The 21,615-nt window shown below is 69.8% G+C and carries 11 protein-coding genes and 1 pseudogene; 6 read left to right on the top strand and 6 right to left on the bottom strand.

Going from position 1 to position 21,615, the window contains the following annotated elements; all coding sequences use genetic code 11:
* The first annotated feature begins 47 nt into the window (after positions 1 to 47).
* The 5 genes from ACFWBY_RS27220 (at position 48) to ACFWBY_RS27200 (ending at position 9,993) form a co-directional block, all read left to right on the top strand.
* Positions 48 to 4,847, top strand: a complete 4,800-nt coding sequence (locus ACFWBY_RS27220) for an aminotransferase class I/II-fold pyridoxal phosphate-dependent enzyme (protein WP_385339781.1) — start codon at positions 48 to 50, stop codon at positions 4,845 to 4,847.
* Between the two features lie 690 nt (positions 4,848 to 5,537).
* A complete protein-coding gene (locus ACFWBY_RS27215) occupies positions 5,538 to 6,089 on the top strand; it encodes a hypothetical protein (protein ID WP_385339783.1) in 552 nt (183 codons plus the stop codon).
* Positions 6,079 to 8,127, top strand: coding sequence for a GDSL-type esterase/lipase family protein (locus ACFWBY_RS27210; RefSeq protein ID WP_385409715.1), 2,049 nt, complete (start codon positions 6,079 to 6,081; stop codon positions 8,125 to 8,127). Before ACFWBY_RS27215 ends, ACFWBY_RS27210 begins: the two co-directional genes overlap by 11 nt.
* Positions 8,128 to 8,770: 643 nt before the next feature.
* Positions 8,771 to 9,259: a hypothetical protein gene (locus tag ACFWBY_RS27205; protein WP_385339789.1), complete on the top strand. Its 489-nt coding sequence runs from the start codon at positions 8,771 to 8,773 to the stop codon at positions 9,257 to 9,259.
* 206 nt (positions 9,260 to 9,465) lie between these two features.
* Positions 9,466 to 9,993 (top strand): hypothetical protein, encoded by a 528-nt coding sequence (locus tag ACFWBY_RS27200; RefSeq protein ID WP_385339791.1) that lies wholly within the window; start codon positions 9,466 to 9,468, stop codon positions 9,991 to 9,993.
* 361 nt (positions 9,994 to 10,354) lie between these two features.
* Here ACFWBY_RS27200 and ACFWBY_RS27195 read toward each other — a convergent pair whose 3' ends face one another.
* The 4 genes from ACFWBY_RS27195 to ACFWBY_RS27180 all read right to left on the bottom strand — a co-directional run bounded on the left by ACFWBY_RS27195 (position 10,355) and on the right by ACFWBY_RS27180 (position 19,151).
* Complete coding sequence (locus tag ACFWBY_RS27195; RefSeq protein WP_385339794.1) at positions 10,355 to 13,318, bottom strand: NPCBM/NEW2 domain-containing protein; 2,964 nt, start codon at positions 13,316 to 13,318, stop codon at positions 10,355 to 10,357.
* Positions 13,319 to 14,807: 1,489 nt separating this feature from the next.
* Positions 14,808 to 16,862 (bottom strand): WD40 repeat domain-containing serine/threonine protein kinase, encoded by a 2,055-nt coding sequence (locus tag ACFWBY_RS27190; protein WP_385339797.1) that lies wholly within the window; start codon positions 16,860 to 16,862, stop codon positions 14,808 to 14,810.
* The gene (locus ACFWBY_RS27185; RefSeq protein WP_385339800.1) at positions 16,859 to 18,814 is read right to left on the bottom strand and encodes a caspase family protein; all 1,956 of its coding nucleotides are present in this window, start codon (positions 18,812 to 18,814) and stop codon (positions 16,859 to 16,861) included. The genes ACFWBY_RS27190 and ACFWBY_RS27185 overlap by 4 nt, the downstream gene beginning before the upstream one ends.
* Positions 18,804 to 19,151, bottom strand: a complete 348-nt coding sequence (locus ACFWBY_RS27180; RefSeq protein WP_385339803.1) for a hypothetical protein — start codon at positions 19,149 to 19,151, stop codon at positions 18,804 to 18,806. The genes ACFWBY_RS27185 and ACFWBY_RS27180 overlap by 11 nt, the downstream gene beginning before the upstream one ends.
* A 401-nt stretch (positions 19,152 to 19,552) precedes the next feature.
* Between ACFWBY_RS27180 and ACFWBY_RS27175 the strand changes: the two genes are divergently transcribed.
* Positions 19,553 to 19,726: a hypothetical protein gene (locus tag ACFWBY_RS27175; RefSeq protein WP_385339806.1), complete on the top strand. Its 174-nt coding sequence runs from the start codon at positions 19,553 to 19,555 to the stop codon at positions 19,724 to 19,726.
* Positions 19,727 to 19,845: 119 nt separating this feature from the next.
* On the opposite strand, the pseudogene ACFWBY_RS27170 reads toward ACFWBY_RS27175, so the two are convergent.
* Positions 19,846 to 19,956: pseudogene (locus ACFWBY_RS27170) on the bottom strand (IS5/IS1182 family transposase); the annotation flags it as partial.
* 99 nt (positions 19,957 to 20,055) lie between these two features.
* Positions 20,056 to 20,940 carry a class I SAM-dependent methyltransferase gene (locus tag ACFWBY_RS27165; protein WP_385339809.1) on the bottom strand — a complete coding sequence of 295 codons (885 nt, stop codon included), beginning with the start codon at positions 20,938 to 20,940 and terminating at the stop codon, positions 20,056 to 20,058.
* Positions 20,941 to 21,615: the final 675 nt, after the last annotated feature.

The following is a 21,615-nucleotide window of genomic DNA, read 5'->3' as shown; positions in this document are numbered from 1 at the left end:
CCAGCCCCGGCCGCCGGCCGTCCGGGGCGCTACGACAAGGAAGACCCATGACTGACATCGCCATCGTCGGACTCGGCTGCCGCTTTCCGGGCGCCCCTGACATCCGCACCTACTGGAAGCTCCTGATGAGCGCGGAGCGGCAGTTCTCCGCCGTCCCGGGGGAACGCTGGAACCACGGGACCTTCCACGAGCCGGGCAACCGCTCGGCCCCCAACGCGGCGTACACCGACCAGGTCGCCTTCCTGGAGGACCTGGACCGCTTCGACGCGGCGCACTACGGCGTACCGCCCGCTCGCGCCCGGGCCATGGACCCGCAGCACCGGCTGATGCTCGACGTCACACGCGAGGCGCTCGCCGACGCGGGGCTGGGCCGCGGCGACTTCGACCGCGAGAACACCGGGGTGTTCTTCGGAATATCGGTGTCCGACTACAAGGACCTCATGGCGGCCCCCCTCCGGGCCATCACCCTGGCCGAGGACGCGCACGCGGCGGACGACGGTGCCGAGGCCGAGGGCGCCGCCGACGCCGTCAAGGAGCGGGCGCGCCAGCTCGGCAGCATCGACGCCTTCACCCTGCCGGGGAGCCTGCTCAACATGGCGGCCGGGACCGTCAGCCGCCACTTCGACCTCGGCGGTCCCAGCTTCGCCGTCGACGCCGCCTGCTCCGGTTCGCTGGTCGCCCTCGACCAGGCGATCGCCCAGGTGCGATCCGGCAGCTGCCGGATCGCCCTGGTCGGCGGCGTGTACCTCAACCTCACCCCCGACAGCCTGGTCGGCTTCTCCAGGCTCCGCGCCCTGTCCGCCGCCGGGGTGTGTCGCCCGTTCGACGAGGGGGCCGACGGGTTCGTCCTCGGCGAAGGCGCCGGTGTCGTCGTCATACGGCCGCTCGCCGACGCGCTGGCCGAAGGCGACCGCGTCTACGCAGTGATCAAGGGCATCGGCTCGGCCAACGACGGCGCGTCCCCCGGACCGCTGGTCCCCACCTCCGAAGGCCAGCTGCGCGCCATGCGCCGGGCCTACGAGGATGCGGGCGTCGCGCCCTCCTCCGTGGGCTTCCTGGAGGCCCACGGCACCGGAACCGCCGCCGGGGACCGTGCCGAGGCGGAGGCGCTGCGGCGGCTGCGCACCGAGTACCCGGACGACGACCCCGCCCTGTGCTACCTCGGCGCGGGCAAGGCCCTCATCGGGCACTCCCTGGCCGCGGCGGGCATCGCGGGACTGATCAAGACGGCCCTGGTCGTCCACCACCGCACGATCGTGCCGCAGCCCGAGACCACCCCCCACCCGGACCTGGGCATCTCCGCCGCCGGCCTGCGCTTCGCCGCCGCCGCGCTGACCTTTCCGTACACCGGCACCCCGCGACGCGCCGCCGTCAGCTCGTTCGGCTTCGGCGGCACGAACGTCCACGTGGTGCTGGAGGAGCGACAGTCCGACACGGCCCCCGGTCGCCTCCCGGACCGCACCGAAGACGCCGGACCCCACCTCGTCCTCCTCTCGGCCGGCAGCGCCGAACTGCTGGACCAGCACATCGGCGACGTACTCGACGCACTCGACACGGCGGACCGTGCCGCGCTGGCCGCCGTGGCCCACACCCTCGGCTCCCGGGAACCGCTGACGGCCCGGCTGGCGATCGTGGCCACCGGCACGGACGCGTTCGTCGAGCGGCTGCGCCACGCCCGTGAGCAGCTCCTGGCCGGCGCCCGGGGCGACCTCGGCGAGGGCGCCTTCGCCGCCGACGCCCCGCTGCCGGCCGCGCAGCGCCGCGTGGCCTTCCTCTTCCCCGGTCAGGGCAGCCAACGGCCGGGCATGATGCGGGACTTCCACGAGCGGTTCTCCGCCTTCCGGTCGGCCGTCGCCGTCCTCGACGCCGTGGCCCGCGGGGACGTCGGCTTCGACCTCTCCGACCTGCTGTACGGCGATGAGGCCCGGACCCACGGCGACACCGAGGAGCTCAGGAGGCGGCTCGCCGCCACCGATGTGTGCCAGCCCTTGCTCGGTACCGTCCAGATCGCCGCCACCCGCGTCCTCGCCGACTGCGGCATCCGTCCCGACCTCGCTCTCGGGCACAGCGTCGGGGAGTTCGCCGCGGCGGCGGCCGCCGGAGCGCTCACCCACGTGGACACCATCCGGCTGCTGGTCCACCGGGGTGCGACCCTCCGGCAGGCCGAATCCCGCTTCCCGGGCGGGATGCTCGCCGTGCAGACCGACGAGGAGACCTGCCGCCGGCTCACGAACGGGATCGACGGTGTCTGGCTCGCCTGCTTCAACCAGCCGCGACAGATCGTGGTCAGCGGCACGCCGCACGGGATCGCCGCCGTGCGCGAGGCCTGCGCGGAAGCCGGGGTCGCCACGGCGACGCTCGACGTGTCCAACGCCTTCCACTCGCCGCACCTGGCCGCCGTCGAGGACACCATCCGCTCGGGCCTCAACGCCCGCCCGATCGCCAGCCCAGTCCTGCCGTTCGTCTCGTCCGTGAACGCCGAGGTGTGCACCGACCCCGGTCGGCTGCGCGAGCTGTGGACCCGTCACGCGTCCACGCCGGTCCACTTCGGCGACGCGGTCCGCACCGCCTACGACCAGGGGGCCCGCGTCTTCCTCCAGGTGACGGGCGGCAGCTCGCTCCTCACCTCGGTGCGCCGCAACCTCACCGGCCACGGCGACGTCCATGTCGTCCCCGTCGAGGGGATGGCCGACGGCGGGCGCACCTTCGCCCTGGCCCTCGCCCGGCTCGCGGTCCTGGGCGTTCCGGTCGACCCGCGCGCCCTGATCGCCGAGACGGACCGCCGGCTGCTGGACCTGCCGGTGGCTGGGCTCGCCACCCAGTCCTACTGGGTGCCGGCCAGGCGCGCCGCGAAGCAGGACCCCGCCGCAGCCTCCCTCCCGCCACAGCCCGTGCGGTCCGTCGAGCCCGTACAGCCCGTACAGCCCGTAGAACCCGCACAGCCCGAGGAGACCTCGATGAACGCCCCGACGTACGACACGGCGAAGACCCCGATGGACGAACTGCTCCAGCTGGTCCAGCAGCAGGCGGAGCTGCTCGCCCGCCTCGCGGGGACGCTCCCCGCGCCGGTGCCCGCCGCCCCGGCCGTAGGCTCCGCCGCGGCCCCCGAGGAGTCCGAGGCCCCCGCCGTCGCCCCCGCCGACCCGCCCGCCCCGCGCGCGCCGGCCGACGAGGTCACCGGCGAGGTCACCGGCGAGGTCACCGAAGCCGTGCTCGCGCAGGTGGCCCGGATCAGCGCCTTCCCGGTGGAGCAGCTGAGCAACGACCAGCTGCTGATCGACGACCTCGGCTTCGACTCGCTGATGCTGACCGACCTGTTCACCTCCCTCAACCGGCAGTGGCCGCAGTGGACCTTCGACGAGCGGGCCGCCGACCAGCCGACCGTCGCCCGGCTCGCCGCGCTGATCACGGGCGCCTGCCCGGACGCCACGGCGGCGACGGCCGTCCCCGGGCAACGCGCCGAACACGGTGACGGGACCCCGCCGGCGACGTCCGCCGACCTGCCGCCGGTCGCGATGGCTCCCGACCCGACCGCGGCAGCGGACTCCCCCCGCCTGCGCGTGGTCCCGACGCCCCCGGACCAGCCGACGGACGACCCGGCCGCGCCGGAGGAGCACACGCGGATCGACCGTTTCCCGGAGGTCGCCGCCCACGGTGAGCGGATCGACGCGCTCGCCGGGCTGGGACTCGCCAATCCGTACTTCCTCGTCCACGAAGGCGGCATGACGGACACGACGGTCATCGACGGCCGGGAACTCGTCTCCTTCTCCAGCTACAACTACTTGGGGTTGGCGACCGACCCGAAGGTGAAGGCGGCCGCCAAGGAGGCGGTCGAGCGCTACGGCACGTCGGTGTCCGCCAGCCGGCTGCTGTCCGGAAGCCGTCCGCTCCACCTCGAACTCGATACCGAACTCGCGGGCCTGCTCGGGTGCGAGGCCGCGATCACCCTGGCCAACGGGCACGCCACCAACGTCACCGTGATCGGACACCTCGTCGGTCCCGGAGACCTGGTCATCCACGACTCGCTGGCCCACGACAGCATCCTGCAGGGCTGCAAGCTCTCCGGAGCGACCCGCCGTCCGTTCCCCCACAACGACGCGGCCGCACTCGACGCCGTGCTCGGCCAGGTCCGCGATCAGTACCGGCGGGTGCTCATCGTCATCGAGGGCGTCTACAGCATGGACGGCGACATCGCCGACCTGCCCGCGCTCGTCGAGGTCAAGCGCCGCCACGGCGCGCTGCTGATGATCGACGAGGCCCACAGCATCGGAACGATCGGCGCGACCGGGAGCGGCATAGGCGAGTACCACGGCATCGAGCGCACGGCGGTCGATCTGTGGTCGGGCACGTTGTCCAAGGCCCTGGCGAGCTGCGGCGGCTACGTCGCCGGGAGCCGGGCGGTCGTCGAGTACCTGCGCTACACCGTTCCGGGTTTCGTCTACAGCGCCGGTATGACCCCGGCCGACACGGCCGCCTCGCTGGCCGCCCTGCGCCTCCTGCGCACCGAGCCGCAGCGCGTCACGCGTCTCGCGTACAACGCCTCGCTGTTCGTCCGCCTGGCGCGCGGGGCGGGGATCGACGTCGGGGACAGCCACGACACGCCGGTCGTCCCCTGCATCGTCGGGGACTCGCTGAAGACCCTGAAGCTCGCGGAGGCCCTCTTCCAGCAGGGCATCAGCGTCAACCCCATCCTCTACCCGGCCGTACCGGAGGAAATGGCCCGGCTGCGCTTCTTCGTCACCTGTGACCACACGCCCGACCAGATCCGTCAGGCCGTGACCGCGCTGGAGCGCGAACTGCGGCGGCTGGACGCGGACACGGCCACCGCTGCCCCCGCCCCCGCGTGACCTCCCGCCACCGTGCGCACCGTCTTCCCGCCGATCGTGCCGGGACAGGTCCACCGATGGGGGCGGGGCCGGGGTCCTCGTGGCCCGGCGCCCCGACCTCCACCGGGCTGCGCACCTCGCGCCCCTCTCATCGGGCGAGCGGCAGGCGGTCCGGGCTCTGCCGGCCTGGCGGCAGGCCGAGTGGGCGGCGGGCCGAGTGGGCGGCGCAACGGGGCCGGCCGGCGGGACGGGTGGGGGCGGGACGGGTGCTCGCCAAGGGCCTGGTCGGCGAGTTCCTCGCTGCCCCGGCGGCCGACGTAAAGATGCTCCCGCGCGACGACGGCAGCCGCCACGTCCTCGTCGGCGGCAGCCCGGTGCCCGCCCTCCACGTCTCCATCAGCCACACCGCCCACCACGTCGCCGCGGCCCTCGCACCGCAGCCGGTCGGAGTGGACCTGTGCGAGACCTCCTCCGGTGCTCGCGCGCGCTCACCTGCTCGCGCGCGCTCACCAGGGATCACAGCCGGCATCCGGCACGCCCGCCCATGCCGCGCACAGAGTGGGCCGTGCGAAGAAGTCTTCACAACCCACCCGACCCCCTTCGAGAAGCCTCGGCGATCGGCTGGCCCGATCGGCCGACCGGGCGCTCGTGGCGGCGGGTCCGGAGCGTCGTGCCCCGCCGGCGTCCGGCACGTGGGAGACAGTGGGCCCCATGCCGGAAGCCTTCGCCGGGTCAGGACGGCGCCGCCGCACCCTCCTGGCGGCTGCCGCCCTCGCCCCGCGCGCGATTGCCGGCTGCTCCGCGGAAGGCCCGACCGCCGCCTCGGCCCACGTCCCGGAACCCGGGTCGAAAGACGCCCTGGTCATGGTGATCCAATCTGCGGAGAAGCCGTACCCCGGAAACACCGGCGAGGACGCGGAGGGTAACGAGGACCCCGGGCCCCCGGCCGGGCTCGACCGGCGCCGTGGCGACAACCTGCATCACCTCGTCCCGCCCGACGGCGGCTGGACGCGGCCCCGCCCCGCGGTCCTCTTCGCGACCGGCGGATCGGCCGGACCCGCCCGCTGCCGCCAGACGGTCGAGCCGCTGACCGCGGCCCTGCGTACCCCCCTGCGCGACGGGCTGGTGTGGGTGTTCAGCCGCCAGCAGGGCCGGTGGAGCTTCCGCGAACCCCGCAGCACCTGCTGTCAGGGGATGCCCAGCACGTCGAGCGTCGTCCGCTGTTCTCCGACCGCCAGAAGGGTGCAGGAAAATGAACGGTGACGAGCCGGCGGCGCCGGCCGAACGAAGGGGCCGACGCAGCATGCCGCTGTGGTGGGGACCGCGGGTCATGTTCGTCGGCGGCGCCGTGGTGCTCGTCGTGGAGTCGAGCCGCGGAGTGCCGCTCTCGGAGCTGCGGCGGGCCCTGTACGTCTTCTGTGCCTGCAGTGCCGTCTTCATCGTTCGACAGCTATGGGTCGGGCATCAGCGAGGGCCGGGCGGGGACCCCCCGCGCTGGCTGGTGCGCGCGGCCGCGTTCCTGACCGCCGCAGGAGTGCTGGTACTCGTCGCCCACCTGGCGGGTTTCGAGGGGGACGCCCTGCCGCTGGTCGGCTCGGTCCTGCTGCTGCTCGGTCTGGGCTGGTTCGTCGAAGCGTGGCGGGGAGCCAAGCCCGGCCAGCAGAGGAATGCCCTCCTGTGGTGGGGTGTGGCCCTGTGCGCCCTGACCGCGGTGACGGCGGGCGCAGCTGCCTTCCTACTGCCCAAGGTCAAGGGCGGCCTCTTCCTGGCCCTGCTCATCGCCCTCGGCCTGGCCCTCTTCGTGGCCCTGCCGCTCGGGCTCAACGTCCTGTCCGAGTGGGGCGTGCGCCGGCTGCGCCAGCGGAGTTCTGCCGCGGGACCCGGCGCCGGTGTCGCCATCGTCGGCTGCCTGGGGATCGTCTCGGCCGTCGGGGCCGTCGCATTGCTCGGGTATCTGGACTGGGTACTGGCCGCGGTCCTCGTGGCCATGGCACTGGTGCTGCTGCTGGCCATCGTCTCCAACACGCACGCAGACGTCGCCCTCATCCTCGCGGCGCTCTGCATGCTCGCGGCGGCTCCCCCCGAGCGCCCCAAACCACAGGCCCTCTTTCCCGCCGGAGGGCAGCGCGTCCTCGTGGCGATCGGCGACTCCTACATGTCGGGCGAGGGCGCGAGCAGTTACTTCGAGAGAACCGACGACGGCGGCCGCAACGAATGCCGGCGCTCGCCTTCCGCATACGCCGTGGGACTCACCACGGGGGACCGGCGGTTCGACCGCGTGCTGTTCCTCGCGTGCTCCGGGGCGCGGACCTACAACGTCATCGCGAAATCCGACGCAAGCTTCCTCCAAGTGCAGGAGGGTAGGCCGGGCACCAAGATCAAAGCGCAGGGGGACGAGCCGGGTACCCAGATCGATCAACTCACGAGTCAGGCGTCCTCGTTCCGCCCCGCACTCGTCATCGTGGCGCTGGGAGGCAACGACGCCGGCTTCGCCATCCTAGGAGAAGCGTGCATCGCGCCCGGCGGCTGCGAGGAGCAGGAGTCGGTGTTCAAAAGCAACCTCCCGAAGGTCCGAGGGGCCCTCGCCGCGACGTTCCGGTCGCTCAGGAAGGCCCTGCCCGCCGACGTGCCCATCGTGGCGGTGCCCTACCCGCAGCCGCTCGCCACGGCCGAAAGTTGCACAGGAGTGGCCCTGACGAAGACCGAGCGGGACTTCATCCACCGGTTCGTGGACGAGGTGGACAAGACGATGTTCGAAGCCGCGACCGACGCCAAGGCGGGCATCGAGTACCTGGCTGAGATGAAGGACAGCCTCAAGGACCACCAGCTCCAGCTGTGCCAGGGAAGAAAAAGCAAGGCCGGTATCAACTTCGTGGACATCGCATCGGTCAACGGCTTCGCCTCACAGCGGTTCAGCCCGGCCAAATGGATCCACAACAGCCTCCACCCGAACGAGCGCGGCCACGAAGCCATGCGCGCCACCTTCACCACCTGGCTGAAGAACCACCCCGGACTGCTGGAGCAACGCGCACCCACAGCCCAGGGGCAGGCCACGAGCCAGGCCCTGCCGGCACCTCAGCCCGAGCCCGTATGCAGCATGACCAGCAACGCCGGGAACCCGCACTGTCAGGACCAGATCCGCGCCTGGGAGCTGGAACAGACCCGAGGGCGCTGGCCGTGGCTGCTGCTCGTGCTGCTCGGACTGGCCGTCCTGTGGGTCGCGAGCGTCGCCGTCTTCAGCCTGCTCCCCGGGAGGGAACCGCCTTACAGGGATCCCGCCTCCAGAACGCGGGCGAGGTAGGGGGCCGTGCGGCTCGCCACCGCCTGTGCCACCCGCGCGGGCGGGCCCAAGGCGACGATCCGGCTCCCCTGTCGGTGACCCGCCGTCTGACTGTGGTCGGCTACGTGGACACCGAGTTCGCCGACATGCTGACAATATGTCACGGCGCGGTGCGGATGCGTAGAGCCGCTTCCGGAGCACCCCGCACCAGGCCGCCCGAAATAGCGCCGCATCTGCCGGGTCGGAACGTCCTTCAGGCTGGCGCTGTCCCCCTCGATCAGGGCGGCGGGGTGACGGGTGAGCCAGCCGGTCACCTGCCGCCCCGTCGGCGGCCGGGGCCCCCGACACCAGCGACAGCAACGGCGCCGCAGCCGCGTTCGCCGCCGCAGGTCACGATCCGGGTGGCGGCAAGACGGCTGGTGCGCGGTCCGGGTGAACTTCTCCGTTCAACCCACCACGCACCTGCGTGCGTGCTTCATCCTTCGAGCAAGACCGGCACGATGCACCTCCAGATCAGGGCTCGTACGAGGAGATCCGCTTGCACGTTCAGCTCCGCATCACAGCGTGTCTAGCCGCGGCAGCAGCCATGCTTCTCTCGACCGCTGCCACTGCTTCGCCCTCCGCCCCACGCTCGGTGTCGTCGGCCGGAGGAGATCTCAGTGTGATGTCCGATGAGCACTACGCGGCCGCTTTCGGGAAGGAACGTGCCAGGGCCGCCGGCTTGGTCCTGCAATCTCACCCCGCCACGGCACCCACCCAGGCCACTACAGCACAAGCACGCGGCAGTCACTGGAGCGTCGTCAAGTTCGTCAGCAAAGACGGCGAAGGCAAGTACATCCCGACCAGAGAGGGCAACAGCGCCTTCGGCTGGCAGCACTTCTCGGGACCTCACAACATCCGCGACCCCAAAGTCATCAAGATCGTGACCAGCGAACATCCCACAAGGAAGGGCGTACGCCGCGAGTACGGAGGGGTGCTCACCAACCGTCTCGGCGCGATCCTGGCCCGGATCAAGGTCGTCGCACAGTACGACTACAAGACCGCAGACGGCGTGTACCAACTTGCCGATCGGAGCCAGAAGATCGGCACGATCACGGCCTACTGCGAGCGGGTATCACGCAACAGGTGCCCGGACGCGGTGAACGAAACATGACGCCCTCTCCCCCCTGTGACGATGACCTGCCACCCACCCCTCCTCGGTGGGAAAACGAGGGGCTGGCACGACTGCAGGCCGCTCTCGTCCAGGCCATGCTCCGGCTCACGGCTGCGCCCCTAGGAGGCGGCCCCGTGGTCCGGGGAGTCCTCCCCCACCCGCAGAAGCGAGATCTTGCCCGCGTCATCGTGTGGGACGGCGCAAGCGTGACGACATCGCAGGCATACGACGTACCCCTGCTCGACCGCGACGGCAACCACATCCCCGCCGCCGAGCTGGTAGCCGCCGTACGTCACCTCGTACGCCACCCACCCGACGACCGACCGGGCGCGCCGGCCCCGCTCCGGGACGGATACGGCATCCCCGTCGTGCCCTGCGAGACCCTCCGTGGGCTCCTCGACACCCACCCCACACTCCTCGACCTCACCGACGCCCTCCACGCGGCCGCTACCGGGATCACACCGGTAGCCGACACCGGGAGCCAGGAACTGCTCCTGCTCGGCTTCCTGCTCCTCGACGAGCGCCAGGCACGCCTTTACGTCACGGGCGACGCCCTGCCGGACACGGTCGGACTCGACGTAGCGCTGCGCGACGAACACGGTGTCCTCAAGCCGGGCGTCACCGGCCTGGCATCAGCTCTTCCCAGCCTCATCGCCGACGACCAACTCCGATACAACCCCTCGCAGGAGACAGACCCCTACTGCGCCCAGCTATTCGACCTCACCCACTGGTAAACACGCGACCAAGGCACGCTCGGCACGACGCCGCCGGCTTCTCTGCCGCCCCCCGGTCCGGCTGCCCAGGGTGCCGGGGTGTCCCGGTAGGAGGGTGTGGGCTTCTGTAAGGGCTCAGCCGATGCGGACGGCGATCTCGGGGAGGGGTATGTCGGACAGGTTCCTCCGCCTTGACCGACTCGCAGACCTACCTGGCCCTGACGGGGCTAGCCGCGAGGGCCACGGCGGAGGCTCGGCGCCGTCCACCGCTGCTGCTGCGCCAGGCTCCCCGTCGGATCGGGTCACGGGCCGGGCAGAGCGCGGTGTCCGGGTCACAGGCCGGCGGGGCGCCTGGGGGCTCCCGCCGGCCTGTGGGCTGTTCTTACCGCACCAGTCGGGCTCCCGCCCAGTCGGCGTGGTCGCTGTTGATGCCGTCGCCTGCGTCCGTCACCTTCAGTACCAGTGTGTTCACGCCGGTGATGTCGACGTCGACGGGCTGGGTCGGGCTCGCCGGCGTCAGGGGTGCCGGGCTCGCGTAGAGCTTGACGCCGTCGCCCCAGACTTCGTACGTGACCGTCGCGTTGGCGCTGACCTCGTCGTCGATGCCGAGGTCCGACTGGAAGCGTGTGTAGGCGCCTTTCAGGGAGTAGGTGATGGTGCTGTTGGCGTGCGTGCCGATGCCCTTGCTGTAGGCCGTGCCGTTCAGCTTGATCGGGTTCCCGTCGACGCTCTTGTCCTTGCGCACGGTGCCCGACCCGATCGTGGGAGTACCTGTCCAGTCCAGGTCACTGAGGGCCGTTGGCGCCTGAGGTTTCCCGATGACCTTGGCTCCCGCCCAGTCGGCGTGGTCGCTGTTGATGCCGTCGCCTGCGTCCGTCACCTTCAGTACCAGTGTGTTCACGCCGGTGATGTCGACGTCGACGGGCTGGGTCGGGCTCGTCGGTGTCAAGGGCGCCGGGCTCGCGTAGAGCTTGACGCCGTCGCCCCAGACTTCGTACGTGACCGTTGCGTTGGCGCTGACCTCGTCGTCGATGCCGAGGTCCGACTGGAAGCGTGTGTAGGCGCCTTTCAGGGAGTAGGTGATGGTGCTGTTGGCGTGCGTGCCGATGCCCTTGCTGTAGGCCGTGCCGTTCAGCTTGATCGGGTTCCCGTCGACGCTCTTGTCCTTGCGCACGGTGCCGAAGTCGCTCCTGGCATCGCTCCAGGTGAGATCGCTCAGATGGGCCGTCTGACTGCTTCCGCTGGTGGCGGTCGTGACGGCGACGGCGCTGCTGGCTCCGGATACGTTCTCGGCGGCGTCGAACGCCTTCACCGTGAACGTGTACGGCGTCGAGGCCGTCAGCCCCGTCGCGGTCAAGCTCGTCCCCGTCGACGTGCCGACGAGCGTGCTGCCGCGGTAGATCTTGTAACCGCTCACGCCGACGTTGTCGGTCGATGCCGTCCACTTGAGGTCCACGCTGTTCGACGTCACATTGCTCGATGCGAGGTTGGTCGGCGCGGTGGGGGAGATCGTGTCGGCCTCCGGCGTCCCGGCCGTAGCGGTCACGGACGCGCCGGCGGCCACCGGTACGGTCACGTACGACACGGTCTTGCCGTACAGCGACTTGGTCTGCGGCGTCTGTACGGTGCCGTTCACGGTGATCGTGGCGGGGGTCCCGTAGAACTGGGCCTCCCAGTTGACGGTGCCGCCGGAGTTGTTGGTCAGCGTGGAGCCCGTCGTACCGGTGTGCTTGAGCTTCAGGTCGTTGTCACCGACCTTGAGGTGGTCGATCTCCACCCACGGTGTCTCGGACGTCAGCCGTGAGACGGTGGCCACCTTGTCGTTCGGGGCGTCCGGCTGTACTCCCATGATGCCGTCGATGACGCTGCTGACCGCCAGGAACGAGATCTCCGGATAGCTGTTCTTGCCGGTCATGAGCTTCTTGAGCCACGCCCAGCCCTCCGTGGACCGGTTGTACTGGTAGTACATCTCCGGCAGGTAGGAGGTCGCCTCGACGTTCAGATCGTCATCGTTGGCGGCGATGAAGTCCAGGTAGCTGCCGGTCTTGGCGCCGTGGTCGCCCAGCCCCGTCAGCATCATCAGGAAGCTGGCCTCGTGGCCCCAACTGCTGTAGCCGGTGCCGCCGGCGTCCTTGCCCCGGATGTACCGGTTGGTCGACGCATCCCACCAGTTCGTCTCGAAGTGGTCGCGCACCCGCTTCGCACGATCGGCCCACTTCGCGCTGTTGGCGTTGTCACCCTTGGCCTTCAGGATCTCCGCGTAGGCGAGCATCGACTGGTACTGGTAACCGAGCGAATCGGCTGCGGAGACGAGGTTCTCGTTCGGGAACTCGAAGAACGTCGCCGTGTACTCCCCGGGCTGCTTCCTCGAAACCGGCTGCTCGCCGGACGGGTTCGCGTCGTTCCACTTCACCTCGTGGCCGGCCAGGAACGAACCCATCGTCGAGTCGTAGAACGCGGAGAGGGCCGGATCGTTGATCCAGTCCGAGTTGCCGGTCCACTGGTACTGCTTGTACGCCTTGGTCATGAGGTTGAACGGCGACGGCAGTTCCCGGAAGCCGGTGCCGTCGATGTAGTACATGGCTCCGGTAGAACTGTGCGCCCACAGCGGCCAGCCGTTCTGACCCGGATCGTCGGCATCGGCGGCGAACGTCTTCATCATGTGGAGCGTCTCGGCGTCCAGGCCGAGCGCGTGCGCGCCGTCCGACTGGTGGGAGATGTCCCGGTTGTAGTAGGACTCCCGATTGGTGTACGCACCCCAGTAGCCGGGTTCCACCGTCGGGTGCGTGGAATTCTTCAGGCGCCACCACTCGGGTTCGTGCCCCATCATCGGGTTCCCGGGGTAGAACGTCATCCCCAAGGCCCGGTCCTTGCCCCAGTTGAAGCCGTCGTTCAGTGTCGCGTTCGGCGAGTTCAGGGTCAGCGTGCTGGTCGGCGGCCCCGCGTGTTCCTGGATCGTGATCTTGTCGACGCGCGGTACCTCGCCGGTGGACGTGGCCGTCAGCTCGACGATGTCACCGGCCTTGAGCGTCACCTTGCTCGACGTGCGGGTGTCGATGCTCATAGGATCGGTGTAGTCACGGCCGTACCGCTGGGACGTGGCCCAGGAATCCACAAGGGCGGAGTTCACGGAGATCTCGTACTTCACTCCGTTCGCGGTCTTGCCGTTGTAGCGCGTGATGAGGTCGTAGGTTCCGGCAGAGCCGTTGAAGGTCGTTCTGGCCGTGCTCGTCTGTCCTGACGCACCCCGTGCATAGGTGACGTTGTCGACTGACGTGCCGTTCCAGGTGTGATTCACGGTGTCTGTCGCGAAGTTGGTCAGCGACATGTTCTCGACTTCGATCACGTAGGGCCCTGCCTTCGCCCCCGACACGGCCACCGCGGGCGTGCTGGGAACGGCGATTGCGGTGCCGACCGTTGCGAGTAGGGCAGTTAACACACAAGCAGAACGACGCATGTGCAATTGATCCTTTCGAATGGGGGGTTCCTCGCGCGATGACGGCTGGTCTCGAACGCCGATCCGTGCCGTCCCGAAGCCGACCGCCGAGGCATTGCAAGGCGAGTCGGGCCGGACGAGGCCGCCTGAGGCGTACTCGCGGTCGCGCGAGCGTGGTTGCCGCCGTTGCGTCGCGTCCCGCAGGGCGGGACCGGGAAGATCGGGCCGATGTGCCGGCCGGGCGCCGAAGGGCCGGCAGGGTCCGCGCGGTGGCTATGCGCGCGGCGGGGAAGGGGGAAGGGCGTGCGCCGCACCGGACGCGACGGCAGGCACAGGCGGCTCCCTTCCTCGCACGTCGTGTTGCAAGTTGTTGAACTGTGTTGCCTATTGATGCTTTGAGGAAGAGTGGTGTCAATAGATGTGTTCAGTTCGATCGCGCCGGCTTCCCGCGCGTGCGGGTCGGGTGCCACGGTCCAGGTACGCCGCCCCGGTGCGCCCGGACCGGATGGCGTCGGCCTGGGCGATGCCACGAATGGGCAGGTCAGCGGCCTGATGCAGCCGGTTTCCACCTGCTCCGTGTTGGCGATCAGCGGTGGAGTGGCCACACCTGGAGCAGGCCGCCGCCGCGGGAGCAACTAGTAGCTTGCAACAGATGACTGACGTAGATTCAGAAATATTTCACCGCTGGGTTGCATGCTGCGACAAGCGTGCGTAGGGTCCTGGCCCGTAAGGCTCGTCTGTGCACCCCTAGGGAGCCCTCGCTGCTGTCCGCCCGTCGGGGCCGCTACGGTGGAGGGCGGGGCGGGTTCTCGGGGCGGCCGGGCGGCATCTTGGCGATCACTTGGATGCTTGACGCGGTGACGGGGATCGAGCGTGGCCTGATGGTTGCTCAGGGAGGAGGCGACGGCTGTTTCCGTGAGCTCGGAGACTGCGAAGGCCGACCATGACTCCGAAGAGGTTGACCGCCTCCCCGCTGCCCACGGCGTATCCCGCAGGCAGCGGCACGGCTCGCACGCACCGCGCCCAACCAGTAGGCGGGCCGGTACCGGGAGCGGCCGACCGTGTCGGTCGATGCCGAGGCCACGGGTGCGGGCAGGGCCACGGCCACCGTGGCGAGCGCGATGCCCGCCGTCAGCGCCAGTCAGGGTGTGCATGCGGTACGAGCGCTGCGCATCTCACTACCCTGGTTCGCCTTCGGCAGGTACGCCGGCTCGCCCAAGCAGGTCCAGATCACCGGCCGGGACACTCCCTCGGCGTCCGCCGCGACCCCGCCGACCCGGCCGTCGTCGGTCCGAGTACTACAGCGACACCGACGGCCCCGTGTGGCAGTCGAAGCAGTAGGTACCCGGCCTCGAACCCGAACGGCACGGCCATCGCTGTCGCCGACAGCTTCGGGCGCTCAGCGGAAAGAGTCGACGTCCCACAGCTGCACCGCGCCGTCGTTGTCCCCGCTCCCGGTGGCAATCGTGCGGCCGTCAGGACTGAACGCCACGCATGAGGGACTCGCGACCGCGCCGCTGACGAGTTGGCCCCGTAGCTGATGGCTGCCGACGTCCCACTGCCGCAGGTCGGAGGTGTTCGCGGTGACAACCGTGCGGCCGTCCGGACTGAACGCCACATCGAGGATGGTGGTCGTGTCCTCGAACTGGGCGAGTTGCCGATGGCTGTCGACCTCCCACAGCCGGGTGGTGTGGTCCCAGTTGCCGGTCACCAGGGTCCGTCCGTCCGGGCTGAACGCCACACTCATGACGTTGAGGGAGTTCCCGATCGGCTGACCGAGTTGTTGATGGGTGGTCACATCCCACAGGCGCGTGACGCCGTCGTTGCTTCCGGTGGCCAGGGTGCGGCCGTCCGGACTGAACACCACGGCGTTGACGGTGATGAACTTGAACCGCCCGAAGGGCTGGCCGATCTGCTGATGGGTGCTCACGTCCCACAGTCGGGTGTCGCCGTCGCTGCCCCCGGTGGCCAGCGTGCGCCCGTCCGGACTGAACGCCACGGTGTCGACGGAGTCGGAGCGTACGGCCGGCCACTGTGCGAGCTCCCGGCGATCGGACACGCTCCACAGGCGTGCCGTACCGTCGGTGCCCCCGGTGGCCAGGGTGCGGCCGTCCGGACTGAACACCACGGCGTTGACGGAGTGGCCCGAACCCGCGATCAAGGGATCGCCGAGCTGCACCCGGTCGGCCACGCTCCAAAGCCGCGCGCTGCCGTCTGCGCCCCCGGTGGCCACGGTGCGGCCGTCCGGACCGAACGCCACGCTGGTGATGTAGCCGGTGTGACCGAGCAGGTTGACCGGCGGCTTGGCAGGCGGCTTGGCCGTGACCGACGGAGGGGGCTGGGAAGCACTCCCGCTCACGGAGGACGCCCCCGCCCGTGGGTCGGCGACCGGAGCATCGGGTGACCCCCACTGCAACCACACCACGGTGGCGACCGGCAGCACGAGAAGGCCGGCGAGCGCACCCATGTACCCGACTCTCCGGGCGGTCCGGCTGCTCCGGCGCTCCGGCTGCTCCGAGAGGGAGCCGTCCTCAGGGAGGGGCATGGCCGCCGACTCCCGAGGCGTCTGGACGAGCCGGGTCGCCTCCTCGCCGTGCCTGGCGATCAGTGTGTGCACCGGAGCGGGCCACGGCCGGGCCGACGGTGCGATCCGGCCGACGGACTCAAGGATCTGATCAGGCGTCGGGCGATGGACCGGGTCCTTGGCCAGGCACGACTCGATGATCGGACGCAACCGTTCCGGGACCGCGCCGAGGTCGGCTTCCCTGTACACGATGTTGTAGAGCGACTGTGGAGTCGAGGACCCGGCGAACGGACTCCTGCCGACGCATGCGAAGGCCAGCACGGCGCCCAATGAGAAGACATCGCTCCGCGATGTGACCCGACCGCCCTCGGCGTGCTCCGGCGACATGAACGCCGAGGTGGAGAGGAGCCGGTTCAGGGGGGTCGGCTCGTTGTCACCATCGTGCGCAGCCGCTCGCCCGATGCCGAAGTCGGTCACGGTCGGACCGTCGTCGCCGAGTATGACGGCGGAAGGTCGCAGGCCGCCGTGTACGACACCGACGCGGTGGATGTCGGTCAGCGCGGAGGCCAGTCCGGCGGCAAGACGCAGCAGCGGTTCCTCCGGCAACGGGCCGATGGCGTCCACCGCCAGGTCGAGCGGGACCCCCGGCGCGAACGCCGACGCCACCCACGGGACCGGTGCCTCGAGGTCGGCGTCGAGCACGGCCGCGATGTGTGCGCCGGACACCTGTCGCGCGGCGTCCACCTCACGGCGGCACCGCGCCCGGACACCGTCGTACTCGACGAACTGCGCGCGTACCGACCTCAGTGCGACCAACCGGCGGTCCGGCGCGGTGGCCAGCAACAGTCGGCCCAGGGCGCCGCGGCCCAGCTCTCCGACCAGTCCGTACGGCCCGATCTGGGCCCCGTCAGACGGCTGCAGGGGCCTCATGATCCTCCCCCGGACGGTCGGCGCAGCGTCCAGAGTCTGATCTCCGAGATGAGCACGGCGGCGAGTGTTCCACCGTCCGGGCTGAACTCGACGAGCACGCTGGCCTCGACCTCGGAGGAGGTGAACCTGCCGAGCGTGGTGGCGATGGTGTGGGTGGCGGCGTCCCACACCACCAGCAGTCCGGCTCCGGTACCACCGGCGAGGAACCTGCCGTCCGGGCTGAACGCCAACGAGACCACGATGTCGGCGACGGCCCCATGGCTGTCGTCGTCGGTGTATCCGAGTGCGCCGACCTCCTTGTGCGTGACGACGTCCCACAGCTGGACGGTCTTGTTTCCGATGACGCCCGCGAGTGTCCTGCCGTCCGGGCTGAACGCCAAGGTGCCCACACCCGTCCCCGGCCCGGCGAGAGTGGCCATCTTCGCGAAGGTGGCTACGTCCCACAGTTCGACCAGTCCGGCGACCGTGGAGCCGGCGAGGATCGTGCCGTCCGGGCTGAAAGCAATGGAGTTCACCGCCTTGGTCGCCGTGGGGACGTTGGCGACCGCACCGGTGAGCGTGGCGATCTTCGCGTGCGCGGCGACGCTCCAGAGCGAGATCGTGCCGATGCCGTTGGCGCTGGCAAGGATCGCGCCTTTCGGACTGAAGACGACCGAGCCGACCGAAACGACGCCGGGGTCGGTGAGAACGGTGATGCGTCTACGAGTGGCAACGTCCCAGAGTGAGATCTTCCCGTCGCGGGAGTCATCGCTGCGGTCCGGGCTGTCGGCACCCGCCAGCATCGTGCCGTCCGGGCTGAACGCCACCGAGCTCACCCCCAGGAACGAGGGGCCGGTGAAATCGGTGAGCGTGGCCAGGCGTCCGCGGGTGACGACGTCCCATAAGGAGATCGTGCCGTTGCCATTGCCGCCGGCCAGCACCTTGCCGTCCGGGCTGAACGCCGCGCTCGCCACCCCGGGATCGCTGATCCTGGCGTACGGGACCGGCACGAAACCGGGACTCTTGGCCTCGCGGCCGTTCGAACTGGCGAAGGTGCGTACCAGCGGGATGGCGGCGGCCGTGATGCCCATCGCGGTGAGCAGCACGGTGCGGCGTCCGGGACGCCGAACACGGAGACGGGGGCTCGGGTGCCGGCTCGGGCTCTGGCCCGGGGCAACGACGTTCCACTCCACCGCTTGCTCCGATGCCTCCAGGACACCGGAGGGCGGACTGTACGCGGCGTTCCTGGCGAACGGGAACTGGTACGCGTCCCGCATGCCGCCGTCGACCGGCTGGGGAAGCTTGTCCCGCAGCAGCCGGGCCCGCGACTCGACGAAGATCTGTCGGAGCGTCAGTTCGGCCGGCTTGCCGGGGATGCCGGCCCCGATGACATCGATGAGGCTGTGCGTGAAGTGGGTCAGCCGGCCGCCCAACGGGCTCTTGGCCTTCTCGTAACGGGTACTGGCACCGATGAAGTACATCCCATCCACCGGATAGGCGCCCGTCAGGTCGCCGGGCCCGGACTGGAAGTGGTACTCGGCGTCCAGCCCCAGTTCGGCATGGCAGCAATCGAGGATCACCAGCTTTGTGGCAGCCGGCGAGCCGCGCAGCACCTCCATCAACCGGGGGTAGACGAGCGCCGAGTCCGACAGGATCTCCGGGTCGGCCACCGTGCCGCTCAGCGCGAGGGCCAGCTGTCCGTCACGGGTGCGCATCCCGTGACCCACGTAATAGACCAACAGGACATCGGTCACGTCCCGCACCAGCGGCACCAGCTCCACGACCGCGTCCCGTGGCGTGTCGATGTCCTCGACCGCTGTGACGCGGTCGCGCGGCCACCCGCACGCCTCTCCGGTCAGCAGCTCCACCATGGCGCTGACGCAGGTGGCGGCGGGCAGCGGTCTGAGGTTCAAATCACGGTAGTGCGAGGTGCCGATCAGGATCGCCCGGGAGCGGGAGCGATCAGGGCTCATCGTTGAAGAGGCTCTCGAGAACCGGCAGGACCTCGTCGACGTTCTTGGCGGTGATCTCAAGCTCGGCATCGCCACGGCGGAACTTCAACGTGACCCCGGCCCCACGGGATTCGATCATCGTCTTGACGATCTGGAACAGGATGGTGATCGCACCGCCGGAGCAGGCTACCGTGACGAACTCCAGCGCCGACCCCTGTTCCCCGGCCTCTCCCGGGACGGGGACGGCCCGAAGCGACACCCCCGGAGCACCCCGCAACTCGTTGTATACGGCATCGAGATCCTCCGGGCTCCCCGCTCGGAGCTCGACCGCGTCGTCCCGCTTCACTCCAGTCGCCATGTCCCCCGCCTCGATCCCCGCGTCAACACCCTATTGATGGTCCTCTTCGATGATTGTTTCAGGATGCTGGTCCCGGCGGCAGAGGATCGACGATTGTGGCCAAGCCCGCCCACGGGGCCGCCCGCAGGACCTCGTGCCCGCGCTCACCGCCATTGCGTACGGCGACGGGCGACGGGCGACGGGCGACGGGCGACGGGCGACGGGCGACGGGCGACGGGCGACGGGCGACGGGCGACGGGCGAGATTGCTTCGGAACCCTCCCGTCAAGCGGTGGTCCTTGCCCAGTACCCGGAGGGAGTTGGTGGGGCTGCTCGTAGAGGGGGACGGCGGACGCGTTGACGGCCGGCCCGTGCGGGCCACGGCAGCGCAACGGACGCGGGCCTCCCCGCCGGCCGGTGCCGGTGGACGGGCAAAGCGCCGGAACGGTCGCCCTCGCCCTCCAGGCCGCGCTGACCGGCGACCAGGAGACCGCCGCCGAGCTCGGCATCGCGGGCCCCGCCCAGCCGCACGCCGACCGGAACCTGGACGTCGCCCTCGTCCATCGCGACTTCGACAAGCCCGTCGTCGACCGCTGAGCGCGTCCGGGACTGCTCGTAACAGCCCCGGACGCGAAAAGCATCACCGCACACACTCAGGCCCCGTGCCGGCGGCAGGGCCTGGCGCCGTTCAAGGGAGCGTGTCTGGAAAGGACTGGCTCGTGGGGCAGGTCCTGCCAGGGCGAGTTGGCGCGGGTACTTCCACGCGATGCCCTCAAGGGTGCGGCGGCGGTCGGCCCACCGCCTGCCGCGGACGGATCGGCTGGCATCAGCGGCTCGATCCGGCCCCCCGTCACATCAGTGATCACTAATCGGACAGGCTCATCCGATCAACTGATCGACTGATCAACCCAGCAACGAGACACGCTCTAGCGGGTGGGGACGCTCGCGCGGGCGAGGACGGACAACTCGAACGGGCGCAGCATGTCGGTACGGTCCCACTCCCCCGGATCGATCGTCTCGCGCTGCCGGACGTACTCGATCGGCTGGAGCCGGTGCTCAAGCAGGAGGGCGTCCATCTGCTCGATGCTGAGGAACGTTTGCCAGGGCTCGCCCTGCTCTGCCGCCGCTGCCATGACCAGCTCCGCATACGACTGACCTGCCTCATCGCGGAGTGCGGCCGGGAGGAGGTGCTCCACGATGAGCTCTGTTCCGGGTGCGAAGCCGCTGATGACGGCCAGGGTCTGCCTGATCGCCTCCGGGGTCAGGTACATCGTGACCCCGAGCCAGCTGACCAGCGCGGGTCGGCCCGGGTCAAAGCCGACCCGCACGAGGTGATCGGTAAGTGACCGGGCGGACTCCTTCTCGAAGTCGACCGGGACGAAGAAGGCAGACGGCGGCACCATCGTCCCCGTCTCAACCAACAGCGCCCGCTTCCAGTGCTGGGTCGCCGGCTTGTCCACCTCGAACACCCGCACGCCGTCGGCCAGTTCCGACCGGTAAGCGAAGGAGTCCAGCCCCGCACCGAGGATCACGTACTGGTCGACGCCCCGGCCGACCAGCTCGGCCAGCCGGTTCTCGGTGTAGCGGCTGCGGGTTACGGCCGTCGTCCGCGCGCCGGACAGGACTGGGTGCCCACCATAGGACCGGTGGTAGCCGAGGAGTTCTTCAGCACGCTCGCCCAGGAAGGTCTGCGCCAGGGTGTCGGCGAAAATCGAGGGAGTCTCGTCGACGAGGAGGTGTGCCGCGCGCGCTGCGGCCGACATGAGAGCTGTCTGGCTGGGTTGCCCTTTGTTCATCATGATGCCGGACATTAGCCGGATAATTTGACAGAATATCACAAAAGGAAAACTTTCGAAAGGGCTTCCGGGTTCCGTTTTGGCATCGAATGCGATCCTCGCGATCCCCGGAATAACCTGCGGGTCAGCTCCGCGAAGCGACGACACCCCGCGTGCGTGTTCCATCCCTCGCGAGAATGCACAACGGCCAAACGGCGCCGCATCAATTGCGGGTCGACCTATGGAGCAGAGCCACTAGCTCTGCGCTGCGCGCCGTGTTCGCCCGGCGTGGGCGAGGAGCCAGGCCACCACCGACCGCCGGCCGATGTCGGGCCGGTGTTGCCTCGCCTTCACCAACATCGCCTGCACCATCGTCTGCTACCGAAGGCTGGCCAAATGAGATGACCTCCAAGGCCACCGTCCCGCCGAAACCACCAGGTCACAAGATCCAGCATCCACTGAAAACGAATCGCTGAAGCACTGAAGAACCACCGCCGAATCGCAGACGGCCGACCGCCGGCGAGCGCGACTCTGGCGGCGAGCGGGGCGTGACGACCCCGCGGGGCCATAGGCACCGCACATCGCTGGCCAGCGACATCGCACGTCGATGACGCACCACAAACCGCATCGAAAGGTCTCCACCAGCGACCAGAACATCCCCCACCAGCAACCATCGCGCCAAACCACCGGTGCATGCCTGCGCCCCCCAAT

The sequence above is a fragment of the Streptomyces sp. NPDC060049 genome (assembly GCF_042736715.1).
GTDB lineage: Bacteria > Actinomycetota > Actinomycetes > Streptomycetales > Streptomycetaceae > Streptomyces.
This window is presented reverse-complemented; position numbering and strand designations above follow the sequence as displayed.

What these genes read in the sequence shown, in the direction of transcription:
- ACFWBY_RS27185 (WP_385339800.1), bottom strand. Translation starts at nt 18,814, where the DNA reads ATGAGCCCTGATCGCTCCCGCTCCCGGGCGATCCTGATCGGCACCTCG.
- ACFWBY_RS27165 (WP_385339809.1), bottom strand. Translation starts at nt 20,940, where the DNA reads ATGTCCGGCATCATGATGAACAAAGGGCAACCCAGCCAGACAGCTCTC.
- ACFWBY_RS27205 (WP_385339789.1), top strand. Translation starts at nt 8,771, where the DNA reads ATGTCCGATGAGCACTACGCGGCCGCTTTCGGGAAGGAACGTGCCAGG.
- ACFWBY_RS27215 (WP_385339783.1), top strand. Translation starts at nt 5,538, where the DNA reads ATGCCGGAAGCCTTCGCCGGGTCAGGACGGCGCCGCCGCACCCTCCTG.
- ACFWBY_RS27210 (WP_385409715.1), top strand. Translation starts at nt 6,079, where the DNA reads ATGAACGGTGACGAGCCGGCGGCGCCGGCCGAACGAAGGGGCCGACGC.
- ACFWBY_RS27190 (WP_385339797.1), bottom strand. Translation starts at nt 16,862, where the DNA reads ATGAGGCCCCTGCAGCCGTCTGACGGGGCCCAGATCGGGCCGTACGGA.
- ACFWBY_RS27180 (WP_385339803.1), bottom strand. Translation starts at nt 19,151, where the DNA reads ATGGCGACTGGAGTGAAGCGGGACGACGCGGTCGAGCTCCGAGCGGGG.
- ACFWBY_RS27220 (WP_385339781.1), top strand. Translation starts at nt 48, where the DNA reads ATGACTGACATCGCCATCGTCGGACTCGGCTGCCGCTTTCCGGGCGCC.